General features: G+C 63.7%; 19 protein-coding genes. 11 read left to right on the top strand and 8 right to left on the bottom strand.

The window, feature by feature from the left end:
• Nucleotides 1-298 precede the first annotated feature (298 nt).
• From IGS61_RS24975 to IGS61_RS24995, 5 genes are read right to left on the bottom strand one after another with little or no spacing between them, the layout of a single operon-like run.
• Nucleotides 299-1,027 (bottom strand): YfaP family protein, encoded by a 729-nt coding sequence (locus tag IGS61_RS24975; protein WP_230542136.1) that lies wholly within the window; start codon nt 1,025-1,027, stop codon nt 299-301.
• A gap of 29 nt (nt 1,028-1,056) precedes the next feature.
• The gene (locus IGS61_RS24980; protein WP_230542063.1) at nt 1,057-2,757 is read right to left on the bottom strand and encodes a DUF2300 domain-containing protein; all 1,701 of its coding nucleotides are present in this window, start codon (nt 2,755-2,757) and stop codon (nt 1,057-1,059) included.
• Nucleotides 2,757-7,298, bottom strand: coding sequence for an alpha-2-macroglobulin family protein (locus tag IGS61_RS24985; RefSeq protein WP_230542064.1), 4,542 nt, complete (start codon nt 7,296-7,298; stop codon nt 2,757-2,759). The genes IGS61_RS24980 and IGS61_RS24985 overlap by 1 nt, the downstream gene beginning before the upstream one ends.
• Nucleotides 7,295-7,969, bottom strand: coding sequence for a DUF1175 family protein (locus tag IGS61_RS24990; protein ID WP_230542065.1), 675 nt, complete (start codon nt 7,967-7,969; stop codon nt 7,295-7,297). The genes IGS61_RS24985 and IGS61_RS24990 overlap by 4 nt, the downstream gene beginning before the upstream one ends.
• Complete coding sequence (locus IGS61_RS24995) at nt 7,966-9,573, bottom strand: DUF2138 family protein (protein WP_230542066.1); 1,608 nt, start codon at nt 9,571-9,573, stop codon at nt 7,966-7,968. Before IGS61_RS24995 ends, IGS61_RS24990 begins: the two co-directional genes overlap by 4 nt.
• Nucleotides 9,574-9,707: 134 nt before the next feature.
• Between IGS61_RS24995 and IGS61_RS25000 the strand changes: the two genes are divergently transcribed.
• The 9 genes from IGS61_RS25000 to IGS61_RS25040 all read left to right on the top strand — a co-directional run bounded on the left by IGS61_RS25000 (nt 9,708) and on the right by IGS61_RS25040 (nt 18,379).
• Nucleotides 9,708-11,216, top strand: a complete 1,509-nt coding sequence (locus IGS61_RS25000; RefSeq protein WP_230542067.1) for a B12-binding domain-containing radical SAM protein — start codon at nt 9,708-9,710, stop codon at nt 11,214-11,216.
• A 57-nt stretch (nt 11,217-11,273) separates the two neighbouring features.
• The gene (locus IGS61_RS25005; protein WP_230542068.1) at nt 11,274-12,407 is read left to right on the top strand and encodes an MlaE family ABC transporter permease; all 1,134 of its coding nucleotides are present in this window, start codon (nt 11,274-11,276) and stop codon (nt 12,405-12,407) included.
• Nucleotides 12,407-13,303, top strand: a complete 897-nt coding sequence (locus IGS61_RS25010; protein WP_230542069.1) for an ABC transporter ATP-binding protein — start codon at nt 12,407-12,409, stop codon at nt 13,301-13,303. Before IGS61_RS25005 ends, IGS61_RS25010 begins: the two co-directional genes overlap by 1 nt.
• On the top strand, nt 13,303-14,262 hold the full coding sequence (locus IGS61_RS25015) for an MlaD family protein (protein ID WP_230542070.1): 960 nt from the start codon (nt 13,303-13,305) through the stop codon (nt 14,260-14,262). The genes IGS61_RS25010 and IGS61_RS25015 overlap by 1 nt, the downstream gene beginning before the upstream one ends.
• 12 nt (nt 14,263-14,274) lie before the next feature.
• On the top strand, nt 14,275-14,889 hold the full coding sequence (locus IGS61_RS25020; protein ID WP_230542071.1) for an ABC-type transport auxiliary lipoprotein family protein: 615 nt from the start codon (nt 14,275-14,277) through the stop codon (nt 14,887-14,889).
• The gene (locus tag IGS61_RS25025) at nt 14,886-16,073 is read left to right on the top strand and encodes a VanZ family protein (protein ID WP_230542072.1); all 1,188 of its coding nucleotides are present in this window, start codon (nt 14,886-14,888) and stop codon (nt 16,071-16,073) included. Before IGS61_RS25020 ends, IGS61_RS25025 begins: the two co-directional genes overlap by 4 nt.
• Nucleotides 16,074-16,113: 40 nt before the next feature.
• Nucleotides 16,114-16,431 carry a (2Fe-2S) ferredoxin domain-containing protein gene (locus tag IGS61_RS25030; protein WP_034781335.1) on the top strand — a complete coding sequence of 106 codons (318 nt, stop codon included), beginning with the start codon at nt 16,114-16,116 and terminating at the stop codon, nt 16,429-16,431.
• A 35-nt stretch (nt 16,432-16,466) separates the two neighbouring features.
• A complete protein-coding gene (locus IGS61_RS25035; protein WP_076569530.1) occupies nt 16,467-17,120 on the top strand; it encodes an alpha/beta hydrolase in 654 nt (217 codons plus the stop codon).
• A gap of 113 nt (nt 17,121-17,233) precedes the next feature.
• Nucleotides 17,234-18,379 (top strand): D-alanyl-D-alanine carboxypeptidase family protein, encoded by a 1,146-nt coding sequence (locus tag IGS61_RS25040; protein ID WP_230542073.1) that lies wholly within the window; start codon nt 17,234-17,236, stop codon nt 18,377-18,379.
• A 71-nt stretch (nt 18,380-18,450) separates the two neighbouring features.
• Here IGS61_RS25040 and IGS61_RS25045 read toward each other — a convergent pair whose 3' ends face one another.
• From IGS61_RS25045 to IGS61_RS25055, 3 genes are read right to left on the bottom strand one after another with little or no spacing between them, the layout of a single operon-like run.
• On the bottom strand, nt 18,451-19,848 hold the full coding sequence (locus IGS61_RS25045; RefSeq protein ID WP_230542074.1) for a cytochrome c: 1,398 nt from the start codon (nt 19,846-19,848) through the stop codon (nt 18,451-18,453).
• A gap of 14 nt (nt 19,849-19,862) precedes the next feature.
• Nucleotides 19,863-21,650 (bottom strand): GMC family oxidoreductase, encoded by a 1,788-nt coding sequence (locus IGS61_RS25050; RefSeq protein WP_442908103.1) that lies wholly within the window; start codon nt 21,648-21,650, stop codon nt 19,863-19,865.
• 51 nt (nt 21,651-21,701) lie between these two features.
• Nucleotides 21,702-22,394: a gluconate 2-dehydrogenase subunit 3 family protein gene (locus tag IGS61_RS25055; protein WP_230542075.1), complete on the bottom strand. Its 693-nt coding sequence runs from the start codon at nt 22,392-22,394 to the stop codon at nt 21,702-21,704.
• Nucleotides 22,395-22,625: 231 nt separating this feature from the next.
• Here IGS61_RS25055 and IGS61_RS25060 point away from each other — a divergent pair, with 231 nt between their 5' ends.
• Together IGS61_RS25060 and IGS61_RS25065 are read left to right on the top strand one after the other, a co-directional pair.
• A complete protein-coding gene (locus tag IGS61_RS25060; RefSeq protein WP_230542076.1) occupies nt 22,626-23,189 on the top strand; it encodes a TetR/AcrR family transcriptional regulator in 564 nt (187 codons plus the stop codon).
• A gap of 53 nt (nt 23,190-23,242) precedes the next feature.
• Nucleotides 23,243-24,169, top strand: a complete 927-nt coding sequence (locus IGS61_RS25065; RefSeq protein ID WP_230542077.1) for an aldo/keto reductase — start codon at nt 23,243-23,245, stop codon at nt 24,167-24,169.
• The last annotated feature ends 1 nt before the right edge of the window (nt 24,170 follow it).

Here is a 24,170-nt window from a genome sequence, read left to right on the forward strand (position 1 = left end):
TTTCATTATTTCTTGTGAACATTTGATATTTTAAGTATGACGCCAATCCGAAGATCGGCGCTGCACTACATCAAATGCCCACACTTATCGACTGTTAATTGTTAAAGAACTGTATTCGGTTACTGCTTTCGCGCTATCGACAAAGCGTTGTGTTTGTCAGCTGCGAAGAAGGAAGAGTATGAAGCATTTCACTACATCCGTCAACTCCTTCTTTTTCCTCACTTTACGCTGCATTTGCATGCGTCGTTCAGCGAGGGGGCGAATTATAGCCAAGGCGCTGCGGCTCCGCAAGAGCCATTTATGGCAACACGAACGATTTCACCAAGGTCAGCTCGCCGGCGGCCCGCATCGGCACCTGGAAGCTCTGCAGCTTTTCCCGCGGCGTGCCTTCATTGGTGATGATCGATATGCGCGCGACAGTCAGCATGGCGGTGTTCTCGCCGCTGCCGTAGTAATTCACATAGACGTGATAGTTGCCCTTCACGGGCGCCGCGCTGGAAAAGATTTCCGGGCCATAGCCAGTGGTCACGTCCACATCCAGCGCGCCGCCATCTTTCAAGACGCGATTGCCATACCAGGCGTGGCCACCGTCCGGCGTGACCACGTGCATATCGAGGTCAGTGCCGGCGCTGTCCCACGACAGCACGATGCGCAAGCGCGCCTGCGTCTTGCCCTGGTAGCTGTCGACAAACTGGGTGCGCGCGCGGCTCCTGCCATCCGGCGAGCGTACTTCCACGCTATTCGAGCCGCTGCCGAATCCATACGGCCGCCCATAGCTGCCGTCCTCGCCCACTTCCATCGGCATCGCCACGCCGTTGACCACCAGGGTGGCGGGCTTGCCCTTGACGGCGCCCGCGATACGTCCCCGTATCTGCGCCGTTTCGGCCTGGCCCGGCTGCAGGTTGACCGAGGCGGCAGGGTAATTGACCGCCTGCGTATAGTCTTCGCGCGCGCCGGCCGAATTGCGCCAGCCGCCCTTCGGCGCATCGATGACGACCTGGGCCTGCGCCCAGAGTGGCAACAGCATCAGGGGAATCACGCAACGGATATAAAAACTCACAGGGCCTCCAGGTTAAGGTCGACGAGCCGGCGGGCCAGCCGCTCGACATATTCTTCGTCCTGGCCGCGCGGATGATGGCGCAGGCCAAGGTGTAAATATTCATGGGCCAAGGTGATGCGGTCTTCGCGCGAAGCCAGCGGGCGCATGAAGATGCGGTTGCGCGACTGCTCCGAATACGGCGCGCCGCTCTGCAGGGCGCAGACCAGCGGCGCTTGCGGCGGCGCCTCGTAGCCGGCCTCGCGCAGCAGCACGCGCTGCCAGCGCGGCACGGACCGCGCCAGCCAATCCTCGTTCTGCGCCAGGCGACGGCAACGCGCGCCGGTATTGCCAAAGGTACTCAGCGCGCCGCCGGGATAGGCCGCCGCCAGCAATTCATCATAGTGCTTGCCCTGTCTGGCCTGCCGCACCGCCTCGCTCCACGCCATCGTACCCTCGGACGACTGATTGCTGTGATAACGCACGGTGACGCCATCGACGATCAGCTGGTCGGTCCAGCGCGCAATCGCCAGCGCCGCCGGCGTGGCCGGGCTGGCACTGACGCGCTGGGTCGCGCTGCTATCGGCGATCTGCTGGCAGCCCGCCACGGTCACGGCGTTCTGCTGCAGATACGTGCGCGCGGCGATCGCCAGCGCCTTGGCCGCTTCCGGTTCATTCGTACTCGCTTCGCGATCGAGCACGCGCGCCACATATTCATTGACGCCGAAGCGGCCCCGCAATTGCGGGCGGCCGCCCTTCTCCTGCAACAGCATCAGTTCACCGGTGCTGCGCAAGGCCAGGTTCTGGCCATTCTCGAATTGCACATGGTAGCGGCCATTCAGCGGCCCGGGTCCAGCCACGCCACGCTCGCCGCGCACGGCACGAATCGGATAGCGCTTGAAGTAATCGACCACCACGCAGCCGCTATCGTCGGCCGCGCCGACTTTCGGCAAGCTGGCGGCCAGCCTGGGCGCCCACTGTTCAAAGACATTGCTGCTGCCGCCCGCGCCGCCAAACCAGATGGGCGTGCCATCGGCCAGCCAGCCGGCCGCGCCGCCGATACGTGCGTCTGCCCGGCGCTGCTCGTGCCAGGAATACGTTTTTACGCGCAACTGGCTGCCGAACCAGCGTGCCGTACCGGCGCCGCGCCCACTGCGTCCGTCCAGCACCACGCGCAGCAGCGCCGCTTCAGCATCCTGGCGGCTAGCGGCCGGGATGCTGCCCAACGCCCGCAGCAGGCTGTCCAGGCGCACCAGCCGCCCCGGCGCCAGCTGGGCGGGATCCGCCAGCCAGGCAAATTCGCCTGCCGGCGCGCTACCTAAACGGGCGGTCCAGTACTGGCGCCATGGCGCGGCCGTGATCATCAGGCGCCCGGGCGAGAAGAAGGGGCCGCACGATTGCGCCAGTGCCGCGTCGTGGCCGATGCTCTGGCCCGCATCGCAGCAATACACTTCTTCCGGATCACGGCCGCCGCAGCGGTAGTCGGGCATCGCCACCTTGTTATCGCTCGCATAGACATACACAAACAGCTTCCACAGGCTGGCCAGCGGCACTTGCCGCGCACCGTCGAACGGCGGCGAGAGTGGCAGCGTGGCGCCGCCCTGGCGCAACTGCCGCACTTCGGTCTTGCCATCCTTCCACCATGCTACGTCCAGCGACGCAGACCAGGCAGGTGCGGCCACCAGCAGGGCCGCCATCAATGCAGCACGTACCACGCGCATCACTCGACCTTCAGCGCGCGCGTGGTCTTGCCGCCGCCCTCGAAGGCTTTCTGCTCCGGCTGGTACATGCGGTAAAAGCGCGCTGGCGGCAGCACATAACTGCCCTTCTGCGCAAAGCGCAGCAGATGGCGTACGCTCACCTCGCCGGCCAAAGGCTCAATCGGCACGGCATAACCGTCGCGGCGCTCCGTGTGGCGCGCGCGTTCCAGCGCGGCCGGCTTGTCGCCCGCCATGACCATGCCCCAGGTCGTCGATTCGACCATGGCGCCCGGCGGCAGCGCCACTTCCAGCAAGCCAAAGCGGTGCTTCGCGCCCGGCGCCGCTTTCAAGGTGATTTCATCGAGGTACAACGCGTCCGTGCTGAGCGCCTCGCCCGGCTTGACCAGCTCCGTCGTGTAGCCGCCCTTGCCCGCCTTCATGCGCAGGATGCGCCGTTCGACGGCGACCGGCAAGGTTTGCGCTTCGGCCGCGTAGCTGTCGTACTGCACCACAGCCAACGTTCCAGCCGGCGCCGGGGCGGCGAGACGCAATTTATCAGGTACGCCCTTGGCATCGCTCCAGCGCCACAGCGGCTGGCCGCTGCGGCTGTCGCGTTTTTGCCAGGCGCCATCCAGCGCGACGGCCGGCCCCTTGCCGAACGATGCGCCACCCAGCTTCTTCTGCACCCACAACAAGGTCATCGCGCGGTCCAGGGTCGGCATTTCGGCGCGCACACCGGCCAGCACCGCGTCGGCCTGCGATGGCGGTACTTCGCCGGCCTGCATCAGCAAGGCTTGCGCCACTGGCGCCTTCGACGTGCGCAGTACCTGCCAGGAATCGGCGACCTGCTGCTGCAACGCCGAAGGCAGGGCGATACCATTCTGGCTGGCGACCAGCGCCACCAGGCCAAAGCTCATCGCCTGCGCTTCGCGGTCAAGGGCTCCGCCCAGCAGCAGGCTGCCGCTGTCGCCCGCCTGGCGCGGCTTGCCGCCCAAGGTGGCGCCAGCACTGTCGTCCACCAGCCCCGCTGCCAGCGTCTGCGTGGGCAAGCCCATCTCGCGCGCCATCCACAGCACCAGCGCGCGGTCGCCCATCGCATCCTTCAAGCCATGTTCGCTGTAGACGGCCAGCAGCTTGTTCCAGTGCTCGGGCGGCAGTTCGATATGCAGCGCACGCGCCGCGTACCAGTCGGCGTAATAGGCGTAGGCCGTCATCAAGGCATTGCCGGCCGTGGCGTTGCCCCACCAGCCGAAGACGGCGTTCGGACCGGCCATGGATACCAGGCGCAGGCGCTGCGCCGTCAGCAGCGTTTGCAGGGCGCCGGCGTCCGGCCCCAGGCTTTGCGTGGCCAGCGCCAGCGGAATCAAACGGCTCGCCGTCTGCTCCACGCAGCCATACGGATAGTCGATCAGGTCGTCGGCAATGCGCGCGAACTGGCTGGCTGCTCCTTGAGCGAACGAGACGCGGATATTGCGCGCGTCCGCCGGCAGCTTGAGCGGAATATCACCGGTGGCGCCATCGAGCGGCAGCGCCAGCGAACGCGGGCTGCTCCAGGCGGCGGGCAGCGTCTGCATAGCGGTATCGAGCGCATCGACCACTTTACCGTTCTGCTTCAGTTCCAGGCGCAGCGGCCCGCTAGCGCCAGCAGCGAGCGGAAATTCGACGTAGTTGACGCCCGGTTTGGCGGACAGCTTTTCCGTCTTCGGCTGCGCCCCGCCGGAAAGAACGACGTCGAGCGCCTGCTCCTTGCCCGTCTGGTTGAACACGGCCACCGAGGCGCGCGGCGCATCGCCGGCGCGCATCCAGTCGGGCGCAGTCCATTTGGCATAGAAATTCTTGTCCGACCGCAGATAGGCGGTGCGCTGGCCGACCCGTCCCTGTTCATCCATCGCGCGGCCCGTGATGCGCCAGCGCGTCAGCGCGTCGGGCATGGTGAAGCTCACGCGCGCATTGCCATTCGCGTCGGTTTTCAGCGACGGCGCCCAGTAGGCCGTGTCAATATTGTCGCGGCGCGGACGCTCCAGCACCTTGACGCCGCGCTCGTTGTAATTGTGGCGCGCGGGTGCGCCGGCAGTGCGGCCCTGCGCCATATCGTAGCTGATGAACGACAGGCTGGCCGTCGTGCGCACGTTGTTGCGGCGCGGGTGATAGAAGAAGTCGCCGATGTCGGGCGCGATTTCCGGCTGCAGCACATAGATCATTTCATCGACCACGCCCAGCGCCACCAGGGTGCTCAGGGGCTTGCCGTCCAACGTCGCCTTGACGTCCAGCGTGACCTTCTCGCCCGGCTGGTAGACTTCCTTGTCGCTTTTGAACTGCAGCGCGATACGCGGCTCGATCACTTGCAGGCCCGCGTTCTCGAACACGAAGTCGCCATTGCGCGTGTACGCCACCGAAAACGTCATGTTCGGGCCATGCTCCTCCTTGACGAGAATGCGCACTCGCCACTGCCGCGGCGCCACACGCTTCGCCTGGTACCAGTCAGCGGCGCCGGCCATCAAGCCATGGTGCTCCACCTTGTCACGCTCGAGCGTCAACAGGGCCTGGTCGACCTTGTCGGAGAAGGTGATCAAGGCCTCGGCGGTATCGCCCGGACGGTAGCGGGCGCGGTCCAGCACGATCTCGATGCTGCCCGGCGCCGTTTGCACGCCATCGCCGGCGACCCAGTGGCTGGCGGCGGCCAGCAGGTTGCCCCGTTCGTCGCGCAGCGCCAGCTGATACGAGCCGGAGGCCGGGAATGTCACGTCCCAGCCCTTGGCAGCCGGATCGAACGCGCCTTCGGTCTTGCTCTGTTTTTCCAGCTGCACCATCTCCCAGCGCACGGGCTTCGCCGCGCCCTGGCCATCGGCCAGCAAGTCGAAATGCACGTTTTGTCCCGGATCGGAAAACTGGCGCGTCGCCTTCAACTGATAGCTGCTGCTCGAACGCTCTATCATCAGCTCGCGCGTCGCCTTGACGCGGTAGGCCGCGCCATCGGTCGCCAGCACGGTCAAAATGTAGCGCGAGGGATCGGCGGCGGGCGGCAAGGTGAAGTCCACATTGCCGCTGCCGTCGCTCGTCACTTCCTCGGTCTTCAAGGCCACGGGGAACAGGCCGCTGTAACGCAGCTCGCCCTCGACCATGGTGTTTTGCTGGCCGCGCAAGGACAAGGTCATTTTCGCATTTTTTACGGGCTTGCCATCGGGGTAGCGCAGCGCGATGCTGCCCTTGACCGCCTCGCCCGTCTTGAATTCCGGTTTCGATGGCTGGACGTTGATTTCAAAGTGCGGCTTGACGTATTCGGCCACGCGGAAGGCCGCGCCATACACGCCATCCTTGTAATTGAAGCGCAGCTCATAGCCGCCGGCGGTGGCTTCCGTCGGCAGGCGGAAGCGCGTATCGGCGCCCGTATCGCCGGACAGCTGCAGCGTTTGCGTCAGCAGCGGCGTGCCGTTCGGATTGAGCACGGTCAAGCTGACCGGTGCTGCGCTTGCTGCCTGCGAGTTGCGCGCAGAAGTAAATTCGCGGCCCAGGAACTTGACGTTGACTTCATCGCCGGGCCGGTACAGGGGCCGGTCGGTCACCGCATAAATCTTGGTGTTATAGATTTCGCTGTCGTAGTAAAAATTCTCGGATACGAACACGCCGCCATCGCGGTCCTGGCCCAGCACATACGTATGTTCGGGGCTGCCGCGCTCGAGCGACGCTACGCCGTCGGCACCCGTGGTGGCCGACTGCAGCACGCCGGTGCCGTCCGTCCACGCCACGCTGGCGCCTGCCACGGCGGCGCTGGTATCGCGCCGCGCCGTCCATACCAGCATCTGGCCGGACGAGACCTTGGTGACGGCCACCGTGTCCGAGACGAACACCAGGGTGGTGGCGCGGTGCTCGCCGATGATCGCTTCGATCAGGTACAAGCCCGGCTTGCGCTTGCCCAGCGGGATCATCACGTTGCCGGCGCCGGCGACGATGAAGTCGCTGCTCGATCCATCGAGCTTGACGCCTTTCGGCGGCGCGATGGCCTTGGCTTGCCAGATCGGATAGCGGAAACTGTCGACCAGCTCCATGCCCTTGATCGGCTTGTACTGCGGGTGGTTGGCAAATACGGTCGGCTTGCGGATGGCGTCCTTCGTCGCCAGCTGCGGCTGTTCCTTCGTGACCGCGCGGCGCGCTTCGCCGGAAAACAGCTTGCGCCAGGCCAGGCGCGACTGCTTCCACCAGCTATCCCACAAAAAACTCAAGGTGTTGGCCAGGCCCTCGCCCTGGTAATTGCCCTCGACCTGGATGCGGTGCAGATTGCGCTGTTTTTTCAGGAATTCCATCGCTTCGGGAACGCGGTAGACGACGATATCGGCGCCCGAATACGCTTCCAGGTTCATGCGCCCCATGTCGCGCCCGGGCACTTCGAGGCGCACGCGCGCCTCGTCGACGCTGCCGTAGCTGGCGTCGGACAGCAAAAAGAAGGGCTCGCCCTTGAAGGTGCTGTAGTTGCTCGGTTCGCGTTCCTGCGCCCAGGCGCCGCCAATGAGGACCAAGGCCAGCAGGCTGGCAAAGAACAGCTTCATGACAAAAATCGGCTTCATGATAAAAACGCCAGCCGGAACACGCCGGCGAAATTCGGATTGTTGACCACAGGTTGCCACCGCGTGTCCTTCCAGCTTGTGAGTTCTTTGATATCGACGGTCCGCAGACCATTGTCGTCGGGGGTGACGGTGCCGGTGTGGTAGGCGATGCGCGCACCCATCCAGACCATCAGGTGCTGTTCGTCGCCCTGGTCGAAAAACAGCAGGTCGCCGGGCAGCGCCTGGCTGATTTCGCGGGCGATGAAACGGCTGTTGTGCTGCACCAGCGCCAGCGCCGTGACGAAGTGGCCGACCTTGCCATCCGTCTGCACCCAGCGGTTGCGCAGGGCCGCCTGGTTCGCGTCCAGTTCCAGTTCGGGCGGCAGGCGCCGGTCGCTGGCGATACCGTTCGCATGCAGCCACTTCGCGTCATGCACGGTGAGCGCTTCGTTGACGGCAAAGCGCACCAGGCCGGCGCAATCGCGGTGCGTCCAGCGCGGCGACGGTCCCCTTTCGATCTGCACGTTGACAATGCGCAACATCCAGGCCTGGAACGTGCGGCTCTGGGCTTGCGACAGCAGCACTTGCGGCCCGGCGGCCGCGCGCAGGGCCCAGGCATGAGGGAAGGCGACAGCGGCAGCCCCTCCCGCCAGCCAGCGCAAGGCGGCGCGGCGCACATGCCGCACCGTCATCGCGCCGTCTCCTGCCATTCCAGCGTTTCCCACGACGTGCCGCTGGCTGGCTGCCGCTTGAGCACCATGCGCAGCGGCGGATATTTTTTCAAGGCGTTCAGGCGCGGCACCAGGTGTTCGTTGGCGGCCGCGCGCAAGACCGGTTCATTATTCGCCGGCAGGGTATCGAAGGCTTCCAGCTGGATCAAGCGGGCCAGCGAGGCCGGTGCGATCAGGCCGATCGTGCGCGCGCCATCGGGCAGCAAATCGCTGGCGGCCGGCGCCTGCTTGCGGCGCACTGCCAGCACCTGGTCCACCAGCTTGCCGTCGGCGGAAAAGACAACCGTATTGCCGGCCACGGCCAGCGCCGGCGTGGATTGGCCCAGCGCCGTGGCGACGCTGCGCTCCCAGCGAATGGCGCCATCCTTGCCGGTGGTCTTGCGCACGGGACCCTTGCCGCCGATGGCTGCCGCGAACAGGCTGCCATAGACAGCGTCGTCGCCGGCCTGCGCACTGCGGGTGGCCACGAACACGGGCGTATGCAGGCGCGAATTGCCATACCAGCAGGCGGCGGCGGGACCTTGCAAGTGCCCGGCCAGCGGCGCCACCGGCTCGGACGTCTTGTCGCCCAGGCGCTTGAGCACGGGCTGCAGCGCGGCCCAGTCCACCGGCACGCTGAAGCAGGCGCTGGGGTTATGCGGCAGCACGGGCCACAGGGCGCTGCTGTCATAAGCACCGTTTTTCAGTTTATCGGCATTGAGCAGCACCTTCGATTGCCAGGCGCCCTGTTGAAAATCGAAGCGCAGCGCTTCGAGCGCGCCAAAGAAGGGCTGGTAGCCGAACGACAGGAAGTCGGCCTTGACGGCGATGCTGTGGCCCTCGGGCGCGGCTGGATCGAGATGGAATTGCGCATGAAAGACGTTTTGTTTCACCGGCTCCGGCGCCAGCAGGCTGGCCACGGTCTTTTCGGCCGTGCCATCGCCATGCTTGCCATCGCTGCCGCCATACAGCATGCCGGGATGGGACAGGATGACCAGACGCTGGCCGTGCGCGGCAAACAGCAAGGTGCGCTGGTAGGCATAGTTCAGCGCATACACGGGCACCTGGCCGCCATCGACGCGCAAGCTGCCGGCCACGCGCATCTGCGTATCCTTCAAGGCGATCTTGCCCGCCTCTTCCAGCAGGCGCGTCAGCTGGCTGCGCGAGACGGCAATGGCGAAATGCTTGAGCGAGCCGTCGGCATCGCGCCACAAGGCCACTTCCGCCGGCTGGTCCAGCACCATGCGCAACAGCTGGTCGCCCCAGCCCAATTCATGCTCGTAGGCGATGCGGCGCAGGCTGCCCTTGAGCCCCAGCCGGTCTTCGCTTTGCTCGTAATAGAACAGGAAATCCTCGCGCAGCACGTCGCGCGCGAGCGGCACCGTCAACAGGTCGCGCGGCAGGGCCGACAGGCTTTTCGTGCGGACCAGCGCGTCGGGCCGCGATAAATCCAGCTTCAGGCCATTGACCGGCCCCAGCATGCCCCAGCCGAAGACCCGGTAGCCGACCAGCGCGGCCGCCACCACGGCCACCCCGGCCAGCGCCCCGACCAGGATTTTTTTATTGAGTACTTTTTTCGCCAGCACCTTGTATCCCTTTACCCTGCCGTAGCATTGACAAGTTAGTAATTATTGACAAATGGTAACATGGCATTTGTGGCCGCAGCGCACAGCTGACGCGACAGCGTAAAATAGCGGTTTCGCCGATTCAAACGCCTCCCATGACCATCCTGCTCTCCACCCTGAACGCCCGCTATACCCACGCCTCGCTGGGATTGCGCTATCTGCTGGCCAATATGGGCCCGCTGCAGGCGCAGACGCGGCTGCAGGAATTCGTCATCGGCACGAAAACCACGGAACTGGTCGAGCGCATCCTCGTCAACAAGCCCCGCATCATCGGTTTTGGCGTATACATATGGAACGTCGAGGAAACGACGAAACTGGTGGCCATGCTCAAGCGCGTGGCGCCCGAAGTCATCATCGTGCTGGGCGGGCCGGAAGTGTCGCACGAGGCGGGCGAGCAGGAAATCGTCAAACTGGCCGACTACCTGATCACGGGCTGGGGCGACGTCACCTTCCCCAAGCTGTGCGGCGAGATCCTCCACGGCCCGAAACCGCTGATGAAGATCCATGCGGGCGTGCAAGCGCCGCTGGCGGAACTGCAGCTGCCCTACTCCTTGTATACAGACGACGATATCCGCCACCGCACGATTTACGTGGAAGCGTCGCGCGGCTGCCCGTTCAAGTGCGAATTCTGCCTGTCGGCGCTGGACAAGACGGCCTGGCCCTTCGCCCTGGAGAACTTCCTGGCCGAGATGGAGTCGCTGCATGCGCGCGGCGCCCGCCTGTTCAAGTTCGTCGACCGCACCTTCAACCTGAACATCAAGACCAGCTTGAAGATCATGCAGTTCTTTTTAGACAAGATCGAGGCGAATCCGGACGATCCCATCTACGCCCACTTCGAGCTGGTGCCCGATCACTTGCCCGACGCCTTGAAAGAAGGCATCAGCAAGTTCCCGCCCGGCGCGCTGCAGTTCGAGATCGGCATCCAGAGTTTCAATCCGGACGTGCAATCGCTGGTCAGCCGCAAGCAGGATAATCAAAAGGCGGCCGATAACATCCGCTGGCTTTGCGAAGAATCAAACGCCCACTTGCACGTGGACTTGATCGCCGGCTTGCCGGGCGAGGATGAAGCGAGCTTTGCGGCCGGATTCAACAAGCTGGTGGCCCTGAAACCGCATGAAATCCAGTTCGGCATCTTGAAGCGGCTGCGCGGCACGCCCATCATCCGCCATACGGAAAACTATGGCATGGTGTTCGACCCGCACCCGCCCTACACCATCCTGGCGAATAAACAGCTCGATTTCATGAGCATGCAGCGCCTCGTGCGCTTCGCCCGCTACTGGGACCTGGTGGCCAACTCGGGCCGCTTTGCCAATACCGTGCAATGGATGCTCGGCGATGCGCCGTTTGAAAACTTCATGGACTTTTCGAACTGGCTGTACGCCCACACGGACGCCACCCACCGCATCGCCATGGAACGCCTGGCCAAGCTGGTGGCGCAATGGCTGCAGACGCGCGGCATGAGCGCGGCCGAGGCCAACGCCCTCGTGGCCAGCGACTATGCGGGCGGCGCGCAGGCGGCCGCGCACGCCAAACCCGCCGAAACAAGCAAGGTGCGTCCGGACGTCGCCCTGCCGCAGCGGCAGGCGCGCCACCTGGCGTCCTGAGGGGCCGGCGATTGAACAGCGGTGGCGGTCTGCGCCATTCTCCCTTAAACTGGCGCGATGCCGACTGTACAATCGCCGAAACTGACCCTCTCCCAGACCAGCTCCCAACAGGGAGCCGTCGTCACTGCCAGCGGCACCTGGCAGGTGCACGCGCTGGCGCATGACAATGCCATCAAGGCCATCGAGGCCCAGCTCAAGCCCTTGCAGGGCGATACCAAGGTGCAATGGGACTTGTCGGCCATCGACAGCATGGACCATATCGGCGCCCAGCTGTTCTGGAATGCCTGGGGCAAGCAGCGCCCCGCGCAACTGACCCTGGCGCCATCGCTGGAAGAGTTTTTCCGGCGCATCGAAGAGACGGGACCGCTGCAAACGCCGCCCTCGCGCGCCAACCGCCTCACGCCCGTGATGAAGCTGGGCATGGCCATTTTGCTGTTTTTCGAACATTTGAAGGGCTTTATCGCCCTCGTCGGCCAGGTGACGCAGGATATCGGCCGCTTCGCGCGCCATCCCATGCGCGGGCCGTGGCGTGAAATTTCCGCCAATATCTTCCATGCGGGCTTCCAGGCGCTGGGCATCACGGCCCTGGTCGGCTTTCTGATCGGCGTCGTGCTGTCTTATCTTTCCGCGCAGCAACTGCGCGCCTTTGGCGGCGACATTTACCTGGTCAACCTGCTGGGCATGAGCGTCATCCGCGAACTGGGGCCGCTGTTGGCGGCCATCCTCGTGGCCGGGCGCTCCGGTTCGTCCATCACGGCCCAGCTGGGCGTCATGCGCGTCACGGAAGAGCTCGACGCCATGCTGGTGATGGGCATTTCGCACGGTTTTCGCCTGATCATGCCGAAAGTGCTGGCCCTGGCCATTTCCATGCCCCTGCTCGTCATCTGGACGGATACGGCCGCGCTGATCGGCGGCATGGTGGCGGCCAAGGTGGAATTGAACTTGTCGGCGCGCTACTTCATCCAGAAACTGCCCGATGCCGTACCGCTGGCCAACTACATGATCGGCCTGGGCAAGGGCGTGATTTTCGGCATGCTGATCGCCCTCGTCTCCTGCCACTTCGGCCTGCGCATCAAGGCGAATACGGAAAGCCTGGGGCGCGGCACCACCACCGCCGTCGTCACGGCCATCACCGTGGTGATCCTGGCCGACGCCGTGTTCGCCATCGTCTTCAATGGAGTGGGCTACTGATGGCGAACGACACCGATATCGCTTGCGGCACCGGCAAGGAAGGCCAGTTCAACCTGCACGGCAGCGCGCCCGTGGTAGACATCACCAATCTGTGGACCAAGTTCGGCCGCACCGTCGTGCACCAGGACTTGAACCTGGAAATCGAGCGGGGCGAAATCCTTTCCATCGTGGGCGGCTCCGGCACGGGCAAGACGGTGCTGCTGCGCCAGATGCTGGGTCTGGAACATCCGGCGCGCGGCTGCGTCAAAGTCTTTGGCGAGGATATCAACAAGGCAAGTTCCGACCAGCTGCAACAGTTGCGCAACCACTGGGGCATGCTGTTCCAGCAAGGTGCCCTGTATTCGGCCCTGACCGTGTTCGACAACGTGGCCCAGCCCATGCGCGAATTGCGCGTGCTGCCCGAGGCGCTGGTGCACGACGCGGTATTATTAAAGATGAACATGGTGGGCCTGGGTCCGGAACATGCGCTGAAAATGCCGTCGGACTTGTCTGGCGGCATGATCAAGCGCGTGGCGCTGGCGCGCGCCCTGGCGCTGGAACCGAAGCTGCTGTTCCTCGACGAACCGACGGCGGGCCTGGATCCGGACCTGTCGGAAAGTTTTGTCTCGCTGATCCAGTCGCTGCACCGCGAGCTGGGCTTGACGGTCGTCATGGTCACGCATGACCTCGACACCTTGTTCGCCCTGTCCACGCGCATCGCCGTGCTGGCGGAAAAGCACGTGATCGCCATCGGCCCCACGCGCGAGGTGATCGAAGTGGACCACCCGTTCATCAAGCAATTTTTCCTTGGCGACCGCGGCAAGCGCGCACTGGCCGTCCTCGATGAAAAACAGGCGGCAGCCAAGGCCGCACAGCCAGGCGACGACGCCGGCACTGACAAGAAAGCGGAAAAGTAATGGAAAACAGATCACATGCCCTGATGACGGGATTTTTTACACTCACCCTGCTGGTGGCCGCCATTCTGTTCGGCGTCTGGTTCAACCGCGACCGCGTGGAGCGGGTGCCCTACCTGCTCGCCACCACCCTGTCCGTGCCGGGCCTGAACCCGCAGGCGACCGTGCGCTACCGGGGCCTGGAAGTGGGCAAGGTCGACGCCATCGATTTCGATACGCAAAAGGCGGGGCAAATCCTCGTGCACATCAGCGTGGCGCCCGACACCCCCGTCACCAACACCACCTTTGCCACCCTGGGCTACCAGGGCGTGACGGGCATCGCCTACATCCAGCTCGACGATGAACACGTGGGTTCGAAATTGCTGGGCACCAGCAAGGACAAGCCGTCGCTGATCCCCCTGCGCGCGGGCTTGCTGGACCAGCTGGAAAAACGCGGCAAGCGCATCCTCGACCAGGCCGAGCAGATCACCAACAAGGTGAATAATCTGCTCAGCCCGGAAAACCAGGCCGCCATGCTGGGCGCCTTCAATGAAGTGGGCAAGGCGGCCAAGGCCTTCGGCGCCATCCCGCAGCAGCTGGAACCGACCCTGACGCAATTGCCGCAGCTGACGGAACAAACGCGGCAAACCTTGACGGCCGTCAGTACGGCCAGCAAGAACGTGTCGGACTTGACGGCTACGTGGAAAAAACTCGGCAACGACATCCAGGCGCCCGGTGGCGTGCTCGAGAAGGTCAATGCCACGGTCGACCGGGTCGGCCATTCCGTGGAAACGGTGGCGAATGGCGTGTCGCTGGAAGTCTTGCCGCAGGTAATCGAGCTGAGCGGCGAGGCGCGTTCCTCGATGCGCGCCCTGAAAACCACCATGAGCACGCTCAATGAACAGCCGCAGAGCATCCTGTTCGGCGCCCCAGACATCCCGCCCGGCCCGGGCGAGCCCGGTTTTTCGGCGCCCGGCAAATAAGGAGAACACCGCATGCACATCCCCCGCCATCTCACCGCACTCATCGTCGCCGGCGCTTTCCTGCTGGGCGGCTGCGCCACGCGCGGCCCCGTCCCTACGTTCTATGATTTCGGCCCGGCCGCGCCACTGGCGGCAGCACCGGCGGCCGCGCCAGCCGTGCCCGTGCTGGTCATCGCCGACGCCAACGGCCCTTCGTGGCTGGACAGCCAGCGCATGTACTATCGTTTGCTGTACGCCGATGCGCAGCAATCGCGGCCGTACGCCTACAACCGCTGGAACACGCCGCCGCTGCAACTGTTGAGCCAGCGCCTGAAGACGCGCGTGGCGCAGAGCGGCGTGAAAGTGCTGTCGACCACGGACGCGGCCGCCGGCATGCCGCTGCTGCGCATCGACGTCGATGATTTTTCGCAAGCGTTTGACACGCAGACGCACAGCAGCGGCCATGTGTCGCTGCGCGCCTCGCTGTTCCGCGGCCACCGCCTGATCGACCAGAAAACCTTCAGCCGCAGCGGTCCGGCCGGCAGCGCCGATGCGCAAGGGGGCGCGCAGGCGCTGGCGGCGGCATCGGATGCCATCGCCGCCGACCTGCTCACCTGGCTGGGCACGCTGAATATCCCGAAAGAATGACCGAGCCCGCACCTTCCGCCAGCCCGGCGGCGCCGCTGCCGCCCGTCCGTTCCTCGCCCGTGTCGCGCGCGACCCTGCTCGCCTACGTCTTCCTGATCGTGTACGCGAGCTGGTTTCCGTTCACGGGCTGGCACAGCAATGGCCTGTCGCCGCTGACTTTCCTGGAAAACACGCGCATGCCCCGTTACTGGACGGGCTTCGATGTCGGCGTGAATATCGTCGGCTACATCCCGCTCGGTGCGCTGATCGTGTATTCGCTGTTTCCAAGGATTACTGGTTTCTTTGCCGTCATCGTCGCCAGCCTGTGCGGCATGTTGATTTCCGGCAGCATGGAAGCCGTGCAAACCTATTTGCCCAGCCGCGTATCGTCGAACCTGGACTTTTATACGAATGCGGCCGGCTGCTTTATCGGTTCCATCATCGGCGCCTTGACGGCGCGCAAGCTGCTCGACCATAGCCATTTGTACCGCTTGCGCCAGCGCTGGTTTGCCCAGCATGCCAGCCAGGGGCTGGTGCTGGTGGCCCTGTGGCCGCTGGCGCAGATCTATCCGCAAGGCTACCTGTTCGGCCTGGGCCAGTTGCTGCCCATCCTGTCGGACTGGCTGTCGCGCCTGGCGGGCATGGAGATCGACCTGGCCGCGTATCTGCGTCCCGACGTGATCTTAACTGTTGAGCAATATTGGCTTTCGGAAACCATCATCACGGCTTGCGGCATGACGGGCGCCGTGCTGACCTTGCTGTGCCTGCTGCGCCGCGCCGCGCCGCGCGCCATCCTGATGCTGACCCTGATCGCCGCCGCCCTGATCGTGCGCTCGATGGCCAGCGCGCTGCTGTTTTCGCCGGAAAACGCCTTCGTCTGGATCACGCCGGGCGCCCAGGGCGGCTTCTTGATCGGCCTGATCATGCTGGGCGGCCTGGCCTTCGCGCCGCACGTGGCGCAGCGCCGCATCGCGGCCGCCACCTTGCTGCTGAGCCTGGTGATGGTGAATACGACGCCGATCAACCCGTATTTCATGTCAACTTTGCAAGGTTGGGTACAAGGCAAGTTCCTCAATTTTAATGGCGCGGCGCAATTCTTGGCCTTGCTGTGGCCCTTCATGGCCCTGTGGTTCCTGTGCCTGCCCTCGCACCGCCTGAACCGGCAGGACGATGTGCAGCGCCAGCGTCGCGAAGACCACCCATAAGCGCTATCATGGCGCATTGATGAATCAGCAGGAGATCAGTATGAGCGACGCACCGTATTTTGAACGCCACGTTTTTTTCTGCATGAATAAACGTGAAGACGGCCGCAACAGTTGCGGCGACCATGGCGCGGAAGCGGCGCAAAAGCATTGCAAGCGCCGCATCAAGGAACTCGACATGAATGGCGCGGGCAAGATCCGCATCAACCAGGCCGGCTGCATGGACCGCTGCGAGGAAGGCCCGCTGCTGGTGATCTACCCGGAAGCGACCTGGTACACCTATGTCGACACCAGCGATATCGATGAAATCATCGATACCCACCTGGTCGGTGGAAAAATCGTCGAGCGCCTGAAGATTTAATGCCAATTTAAGAGATAGCCACCAGTATGAGCATCATGAACAGAAACTCGGAAAAATTTACCCTCGCCGGCCATGCGGGCAGCATGGAAGGCTTGCTCGATTTCCCGGCAGACACTCCGCGCGGCATTGCCCTCGTTGCCCATCCACACCCGCTGTATGGCGGCACGATGGATAACAAGGTCACGCAAACCCTGGCGCGCGCGTTTGTCGCCCTCGGTTACGTGGTGGCGCGCATCAACTTCCGCGGCGTTGGCGCTTCCGAAGGCGTGCACGACCATGGCGTGGGCGAGACGGACGACATGCAGTTGCTGTATGAACACATGGTCGGCCTGTACCCGGGCTTGCCCGTGGCCTTGTCCGGTTTCTCGTTCGGCACCTTCGTGCAATCGAAACTGCAGGAGCGCCTGGCTGCCGCCGGCACGCCGGCCGAGCGCCTGGCGCTGATCGGCAGCGCGGCCGGCAAGTGGGCCATGGCCGACATTCCGGCCGATACCATCCTGATCCACGGCGAACTGGACGACACCATTCCCCTGTCCGCCGTCTTCGACTGGGCCCGTCCACAAGACATCCCCGTGATCGTGATCCCCGGCGCCGACCACTTTTTCCACCGCAAGCTCAACCACATCAAGAACCTCGTGATTGCGCTGTGGCATGGTGACAAACCCGCAATAGCAGCAGATGATCATTGAAGTGTGGGCTTACTAGCGCCTCCACGGCTATAATTGATCCGTTTTTTCCACGCGGCCACGTACGCAGCAACTGCGTGGCCCTCAGCCTTCATCTTTTTCGCAGACCAGCCTCCATGAAAAAACTTTTAGCGGCACTGGCCTCCAGTGTACTTTTCCTATCCGCCGCCCACGCCCAGCACGTTCCTGCACCGAGCATCGCCGCCAAATCCTGGCTGCTGCTCGACGCCACCAGTGGCCAGATCATTGCTTCGCAAGATCCGGACGCCCGCATCGAGCCGGCATCGCTGACCAAGATCATGACGGCCTACCTGACGTTTGCCGCCATCCGCGAAAAGAAACTGGCGCTGGACCAGAAAGTGAACGTGTCCGTGCGCGCATGGAAAGTCGACTCGAGCAGCTCGAAGATGTTCATCGACCCGGCCACGCCCGTCTCGATCGACGACTTGCTGCACGGCCTGATGATTCAATCGGGTAACGACGCCGCCGTGGCGCTGGCTGAAGCCGTTGCCGGCGACGAAGGCACCTTCGTCGTGCTGATGAACCGCGAAGCCCAGCGCATGGGGATGAAAAACACGCGTTTTGCCAATCCGCATGGCTTGCCTAGCCCGGATAACTTTTCCACGGCACAAGATCTGTCCGTGCTGGCCCAGCGCGTGATCGCCGACTATCCTGAATTCTATAAAATCGACTCCATCAAGAGTTTTACCTACAACAAGATTACCCAGCCTAACCGCAACCGCCTGCTGTGGCTGGACCCAACCGTCGACGGCATGAAGACGGGCCACACGGAAGCGGCCGGCTATTGCATGATCGCCTCGGCCCGCCGTCCAGGCGGCACGGGCGAGCGCCGTTTGATCTCCGTCATGCTGGGTACCTCGTCCGACCAGGCACGCACGCAGGAAAGCCAGAAGCTGCTGAACTGGGGCTTCCAGAACTTCGATACGGTCAAGCTGTACTCGAAGGGCCAGGCCGTGGCCACGCCGGAAGTGTGGAAAGGCTCGAAAGGCACCGTGAAAATCGGTTTCGCCCGCGACGTGCTCGTCACCGTACCAAAAGGCACGGCGGCCAAGATGAAACCTGTGCTGGAACGCAAAGACCCGCTGGTCGCGCCGCTGGCTGAAAACGCCCCTGTCGGCAAGCTGAAAATGATGGTCGACGACAAGGTTCTGCTGGAACTGCCGGTCGTGGCGCTGGAAACCATCAACCAGGCCACGATCTTCGGCCGCGCCTGGGATTCGATGCGCCTGTGGTTGAAATAAGCAGTCGGCACTCCCCATAAAAAATGCCCGCAGATGCTGCGGGCATTTTTTTCGTCTTGCGCTACGTCAAACTACTTCAGCGGCGCATCCTTCAGGTGCGGCTGGCGCGCCACGGGCGGGAAGGTGCCGTGGCGGCCGGCGGCAAAGGTCGCTTCCGTCTGCGATGGCTCCACCGGCACGGACACCTTGCGCACCTTGGCCACCTGCGCCGCCGTCACGGGCGTGCCGCGGTTGCCCCAGCTGGTCTGGATGAAGGTCACCACCTGCGCGGTCTGCTCGTCATTGAAAATGTCGGCATACGGCGCCATCGTCAGCGCCGACGGCGCCGTGCGCGTGGCCGGCACGGCGCCGCCCGACAGCACGATGTTGATGGCCGAGGTGGGATCGTTCGTCTGCAGCACGGCATTGCCGGCCAGCGCAGGGAAAGCCTTGTCGTAGCCCTTGCCGTCGGAACGGTGGCAACCGGCGCAGCGGTCCAGGTACAGCTGCGCGCCCTGGGAGTTGACGATGCCGCTGAACAATTGCTTGCCCAGCTTGTCGTCGGCCACGAAGGCCGGCGTGCCTGGGTTCGATGGCGGCAGGGACTTCAGGTATTTCGCCATCGCCGCCAGGTCGCCATCCGTCATGTGCTGCATGGAATGGGCCACCACGTCGTTCATGGCGCCGAACGAGGCCGTATGGCTGTTGCGGCCCGTTTTCAGGAATTCGGCGATCTCGGCCGCGCTCCAGCGCGCCAGGCCGCCGCCATGTTCATTCCGCAGCGAAGGCACGGACCAGCCGTCGATCACGCCGCCGCCCGCCAGGAAGGTGGTATTGCCCGCGTCCGTCAGCGATTTTTCCTGCATGCCCACGCCGCGCGCCGTGTGGCAGGCGCCGCAGTGGCCCAGACCCTGCACCAGGTAAGCGCCGCGCAGCAATTGCGCATCGCCCGTCACTGGCACCTTGTAGGGCTGCGGCGTGGGGGCAAACGCCCAGCGCCAGATGGTCAGCGGAAAGCGCATCGACAATGGCCACGGGATGTCGGCCGCCTTGTTCGGCGTCGGGTCCGCCTTCACGCCATGCATGAAGTAGGCGTACAGCGCCTGCATGTCCGCCTCGCTCAGGCGCGAGTACGATGGATACGGCATGGCTGGATACACGGTATAGCCGTGTTTCGTCACGCCCGTGCGCATCAGCTTGTCGAAATCGGCAAAGCTCCAGTCGCCGATGCCGGCCTTCTTGTCGGGCGTGATGTTGGTGGAATACACCTTGCCGATCGGCGTTTCCATGCCCAGGCCGCCCGCGAACGGTTTACCCTGCGTGCCGGCCGTGTGGCAGGCGATGCAATCGCCGGCGCGGGCCAGGTATTCGCCCTGGCGTATCAGCTGGGCGTTCGGGGTGGTGGCGGTAGCCGACCAGGCAGTACTTGGGGTGATGGCGGCGAGCGCCAGCAGCAGCGCGCCCACTGTTTGGGTGAATGTGTTGTTCATCTTCTTGTTCTTTATCAAGCGACCAGGGGACGGGGATCTTGCAGGTATTGCTCGCGGATGGCCTTGGCCGACCAGTAGGTCAGCGCGCAGGCGAGGCCCGTCGGGTTGTAGCCGATGCCGACCGGGAACACGCTGGAGCCGACGGCAAACACGTTGTGCACGTCCCAGCTCTGCAGGTAGCGGTTGACGACGCTGGTCTTGCGGTCCGCGCCCATGGCCGTGCCGCCCGCCCAGTGCGTGGTCTGGTAGTTGCGCAAGTCGAGGTGGTCGCCCACGCTCTTGACGGAGACCTTGATCGATTCCGGATTCATGGCCTCGGCCACCTTCATCATCTTGTCGGTGACGAAACGGCTCATCTTGATGTCGTTTTCCTTCCAGTCGAAGGTAAAGCGCAGCAATTGCTGGCCATACTTGTCCGTGTAGGTGGGGTCGAGGTCGACATAGCAGTCGCGGTAAGTCATGTTGGCGCCGTGGCAATCGAACGAGACCGTGTTCAGATAGCTCTTCTTGACGGCCTTTTTCCAGGCCGAACCCCAGGCGGGCGTGCCGTCCGGCGTGGCGATGCCGGAAATGGGCTTCGAGCCGGCCGGGTTGCACCAGGCGGGAGAACCGCCGACAAAACCCAGCGGGCCATGGTCGAAATTGTCGCCATTCCAGTCATCGAGCGCAACACCGGTGCCGCCGGCGCCGATGAAGGGATTCGTGTTCGTGTCTTCCTTGAAAAAGGTCTGGATGGTGGACATCATCTGGTAAGCGATATTGCGCCCCACCACGCCCTCGTTGCTGACGGGGTCATACGGCTTGCCAATGCCCGACAGCAGGAACAGGTGCGCATTGTTGTAGGCAAACGCACTGGCGATGACCAGGTCGGCCGGCTGCTCGACGGCCTTGCCGTCCGCATTGATGTAGGTCACGCCCGTCGCGCGTTTTTTGCTGCCGTCGAGGTTGATGCGCACGACGTTGCAGTTGGCGCGCAATTCAAAGTTCGCCACCATGCGCAGGGCCGGCATGATGTTGACGTTGGGCGACGCCTTGGAATAGTTGTAGCAGGCGTAGCCGGAGCAGAAACCGCAGAAGTTGCACGGTCCCATCTGGCAGCCGTACGGGTTCGTGTACGGGCCGGACGCGTTCGACGAAGCGTTGACGAAGGGGTGGTAGCCGACGGCCTTGGCCGCGCGGCGGAACAGTTCGGCCGTATACGGCACTTTTTGCGGCGCCAGCGCGTAATTGTCGGAGCGGTCGCCCTCGAACACATTGCCGTCGCCGACGACGATGCCGTTGACCTTGTACGCCTGGCCCGAGGTGCCGAAGACTTTTTCCACAAAATCGAAGTGCGGCTCCAGCTCGGCGTAGGTCACGCCAAAATCCTGGATCGTCATGCCTTCGGGAATGAATTTCTTGCCGTAGCGGCGTTCGTAATGGCTGCGGATCTGCAGCTCTTCCGGCAAGACGCGCCAGTGCATGCCCGACCAGTGCAAGCCGGCGCCGCCCACGCCCGTGCCGGGCTTGAAGGCGCCGATCTGGCGGTACGGCACGGCCACGCCCGTGATGCTGTGGCGGAAGGTGAACGTGCTCTTCGACATATCCTGGAACAGCTTGCTGCGCTGGATATAGGTCAGCTCATCGAGGGTCTTAGGATAGGCGCCGTCGGGATAGGTGTCGCGGTACTCGCCGCGTTCCAGCGCGACCACGTTCAGGCCCGCTTCCGTCAATTCCTTGGCCATGATGGCGCCGGTCCAGCCGAAGCCGACAATCACGGCATCGACAGGCTTCATTGTTACATCGGGTTTGATATCACTCATGATGGTTTTTCTTTTTCTTTGATCGGGTACAAAAACGTTGCGGTTACAGGCTTAGGCAATCGACACAGGAGGAAGCGGGTATTTCTTGCCATACTGCTCGACCCAATCCATGTAGTCGGCGCGCGCGCCGGGGAAACCCACCATCTTCCAGGCCAGCATGTCCTTGTTGCCGCCGTGCACGGGGTCGCAGAAGTATCCTTCGCGCGTGTTCTGCAGCAGCTGGTTGAAGAAGACTTTCGACGGCACTGCGCCGATGTCCAGGGTCCCCTTTTGCAATTGCGTGATGACGGCGTCGCGCTCGGCCGCATTCAGCTGCACGAAAGGCTTGCCCGACTGTTTATTGACGGCTGCGTTGACGCCGGCCAGGGCGCTCTGGTACAGCTCGCGCGGCGCCATGTGGAACTGGTAGCCGAACTGTTCGATCGAGGGCACGAACGGCCCCTGCATGTACCACAGCGCGCCATACGCGTAAGGCGTGTTCATCTGCGCATCGATGAATTCATGCGCGCCCGCTTCCAGCGCGCCCGGCCCTTCGGCGTCGGCCGGGATCAGCCGGTCGACCAGCGCCGTCAGGGTGGCCCATTCGGTGGCGTCGAAAAAGCGCGGTTTGTAGGCAGGCTGGTCTTTGGAGACGGCCATGGCCAGGCCGCCGCCGGCGCCGGCCAGCAAGGCCACGGCAGGCGCGGCGCCGACGGCCTTGCGCAGGAAGTTACGCCGGTGGGGCGAAATCCCGATGATTTTCATAGGTTTTTCCTCAGGCGGCACGAGCCGCCACAGTGATGGATGTGGAAGTCAGAAAGAAAATGCGGACACGCGCCGCGCAGATGGCAGATTTCACGTAGAGATGGCTGGGGTATCGCGGCGCGGTGCATCCGCCTGCCGGTTAATTGATCAAGGTGATTGACAAGCAGTTGCTTTGCATTTACGGTGCGCATCGTACCATAATTAAAAGAAACATTCAGAGACAGGTTTAACGTGATCAAAAAAGAGGCAGCGGTGCGTGGCCGCCCGCGCAAGGCGGGCGTGGAAGATGCGGTACTGGAAGCGATCGTCACGCTGGTGCGCCAGCATGGACTGGAAGCGGTGACGATACAGATGGTGGCCGACGTGGCCGGCGTGGGGCGCCAGACGATCTACCGGCGCTGGCCGCGGCGCGAAGACATGCTGCTCGACGCGCTCGTCAAGCGCACAGCGGAAAAGCTGCAGCGCGCGCTCGACATGCCGGACGGCCAGGAAATCGAGGCGATCTGCGCCCGCATCTTCGACAACCTGAACGCCGACGGCCGCTTCACCTGCGATTTATTGGTGCTGATCCACAACGATGCGGCCGCGCAACTACGCTTTCGCGAGCAGATCGTCGCGCCGTGGATCAGCCTGGTGGTGCAGCGCCTGGTCAACATCGGCGTGCGCGCCGACCTCGACCTGCGCCTGTTCGCCTTCATGCTGCAATCGGCGCTCGTGTACCAGATGCAGCTGGGCGGCCAGCTCGACGATGCCCTGCAGGAGCGGTGCTGCCGCTTTATCCGCAGCATGCTCTAGCACTGGATATAATCGTGGCGTAACCTTCTACGCCACCACCAGAAAGCCAGCCCATGAGCCATGTATTTCCCGCCAGCCTGCAAGCGCCGCGCAGCCGTTTAAGCGGCAACGGTCCCGAACTGTCGCGCATCGTCGCCGGCATGTGGCGCATCGGCGAGTGGAATATGTCGGCGCAGCAACGCCTGGCCTTCATCGAGCAATGCCTGGCGCTGGGCGTATCGAGCTTCGACCATGCCGACATCTATGGCGATTACAGCGCCGAAGGCCTGTTCGGCGAAGCGCTGGCCCTGCAGCCGGGCTTGCGCGACAAGATGGAGCTGGTCAGCAAGTGCGGCATCAAGCTGCTGTCGCCGCACCGTCCCGGCCATGCCATCCAGCATTACGACACGAGCGCGGCGCACATCACCAGTTCCGTGGAACACACCTTGCGCCAGTTGCACACGGACCGCCTGGACTTGCTGCTGATCCACCGCCCCGACCCGCTGATGGATTTCGACGAGATCGCCGGTGCCTTCACGCAATTGAAAGCGGCGGGCAAGGTCTTGCACTTTGGCGTGTCGAATTTCAGCCGCCACCAGTTCGAGTGCCTGCACCGGCGTTTCCCGCTGGTAACGAACCAGGTGGAATTTTCGCCGCTGCACGTGGCGCCCCTGTTCGATGAAACCTTCGACGGCTTGCAGGACGTGGGAGTAGCGCCGATGATCTGGTCGCCGCTGGCGGGCGGCCGCCTGTTCCAGGGCGGCGACGCGAACGTGGAGAATTTGCGCAATGTCATCAAGCAGATCGCCGACCAGCTGCAGCGCCCGTTTGCAAGCGTGGTGTTTGCCTGGATCATGCAACTGCCTTGCCGCCCGCTGCCGCTGACGGGCACGGGCCGCATCGAAGCCGTGGGCGTGGCCGTGGAAGGCACGCAGTTTACGCTCAGCCGCAGCGACTGGTTCGCCATCCTGCGCGCCGCGCGCGGGCACGAAGTGGCTTAAC

It is taken from the genome of Janthinobacterium sp. FW305-129, assembly GCF_020858115.1.
Taxonomy (GTDB): domain Bacteria; phylum Pseudomonadota; class Gammaproteobacteria; order Burkholderiales; family Burkholderiaceae_D; genus Janthinobacterium.

Excerpts from the sequence above, each read along its gene's own strand:
- IGS61_RS25030 (WP_034781335.1), top strand. The coding sequence starts at position 16,114 with ATGAGCGACGCACCGTATTTTGAACGCCACGTTTTTTTCTGCATGAAT.
- IGS61_RS24980 (WP_230542063.1), bottom strand. The coding sequence starts at position 2,757 with ATGCGCGTGGTACGTGCTGCATTGATGGCGGCCCTGCTGGTGGCCGCA.
- IGS61_RS25055 (WP_230542075.1), bottom strand. The coding sequence starts at position 22,394 with ATGAAAATCATCGGGATTTCGCCCCACCGGCGTAACTTCCTGCGCAAG.
- IGS61_RS25035 (WP_076569530.1), top strand. The coding sequence starts at position 16,467 with ATGAACAGAAACTCGGAAAAATTTACCCTCGCCGGCCATGCGGGCAGC.
- IGS61_RS25015 (WP_230542070.1), top strand. The coding sequence starts at position 13,303 with ATGGAAAACAGATCACATGCCCTGATGACGGGATTTTTTACACTCACC.
- IGS61_RS25010 (WP_230542069.1), top strand. The coding sequence starts at position 12,407 with ATGGCGAACGACACCGATATCGCTTGCGGCACCGGCAAGGAAGGCCAG.
- IGS61_RS25025 (WP_230542072.1), top strand. The coding sequence starts at position 14,886 with ATGACCGAGCCCGCACCTTCCGCCAGCCCGGCGGCGCCGCTGCCGCCC.
- IGS61_RS25040 (WP_230542073.1), top strand. The coding sequence starts at position 17,234 with ATGAAAAAACTTTTAGCGGCACTGGCCTCCAGTGTACTTTTCCTATCC.
- IGS61_RS24975 (WP_230542136.1), bottom strand. The coding sequence starts at position 1,027 with ATGCTGTTGCCACTCTGGGCGCAGGCCCAGGTCGTCATCGATGCGCCG.
- IGS61_RS25020 (WP_230542071.1), top strand. The coding sequence starts at position 14,275 with ATGCACATCCCCCGCCATCTCACCGCACTCATCGTCGCCGGCGCTTTC.
- IGS61_RS25005 (WP_230542068.1), top strand. The coding sequence starts at position 11,274 with ATGCCGACTGTACAATCGCCGAAACTGACCCTCTCCCAGACCAGCTCC.
- IGS61_RS25000 (WP_230542067.1), top strand. The coding sequence starts at position 9,708 with ATGACCATCCTGCTCTCCACCCTGAACGCCCGCTATACCCACGCCTCG.
- IGS61_RS25065 (WP_230542077.1), top strand. The coding sequence starts at position 23,243 with ATGAGCCATGTATTTCCCGCCAGCCTGCAAGCGCCGCGCAGCCGTTTA.
- IGS61_RS25050 (WP_442908103.1), bottom strand. The coding sequence starts at position 21,650 with ATGAGTGATATCAAACCCGATGTAACAATGAAGCCTGTCGATGCCGTG.
- IGS61_RS24990 (WP_230542065.1), bottom strand. The coding sequence starts at position 7,969 with ATGACGGTGCGGCATGTGCGCCGCGCCGCCTTGCGCTGGCTGGCGGGA.
- IGS61_RS24985 (WP_230542064.1), bottom strand. The coding sequence starts at position 7,298 with ATGAAGCCGATTTTTGTCATGAAGCTGTTCTTTGCCAGCCTGCTGGCC.
- IGS61_RS25045 (WP_230542074.1), bottom strand. The coding sequence starts at position 19,848 with ATGAACAACACATTCACCCAAACAGTGGGCGCGCTGCTGCTGGCGCTC.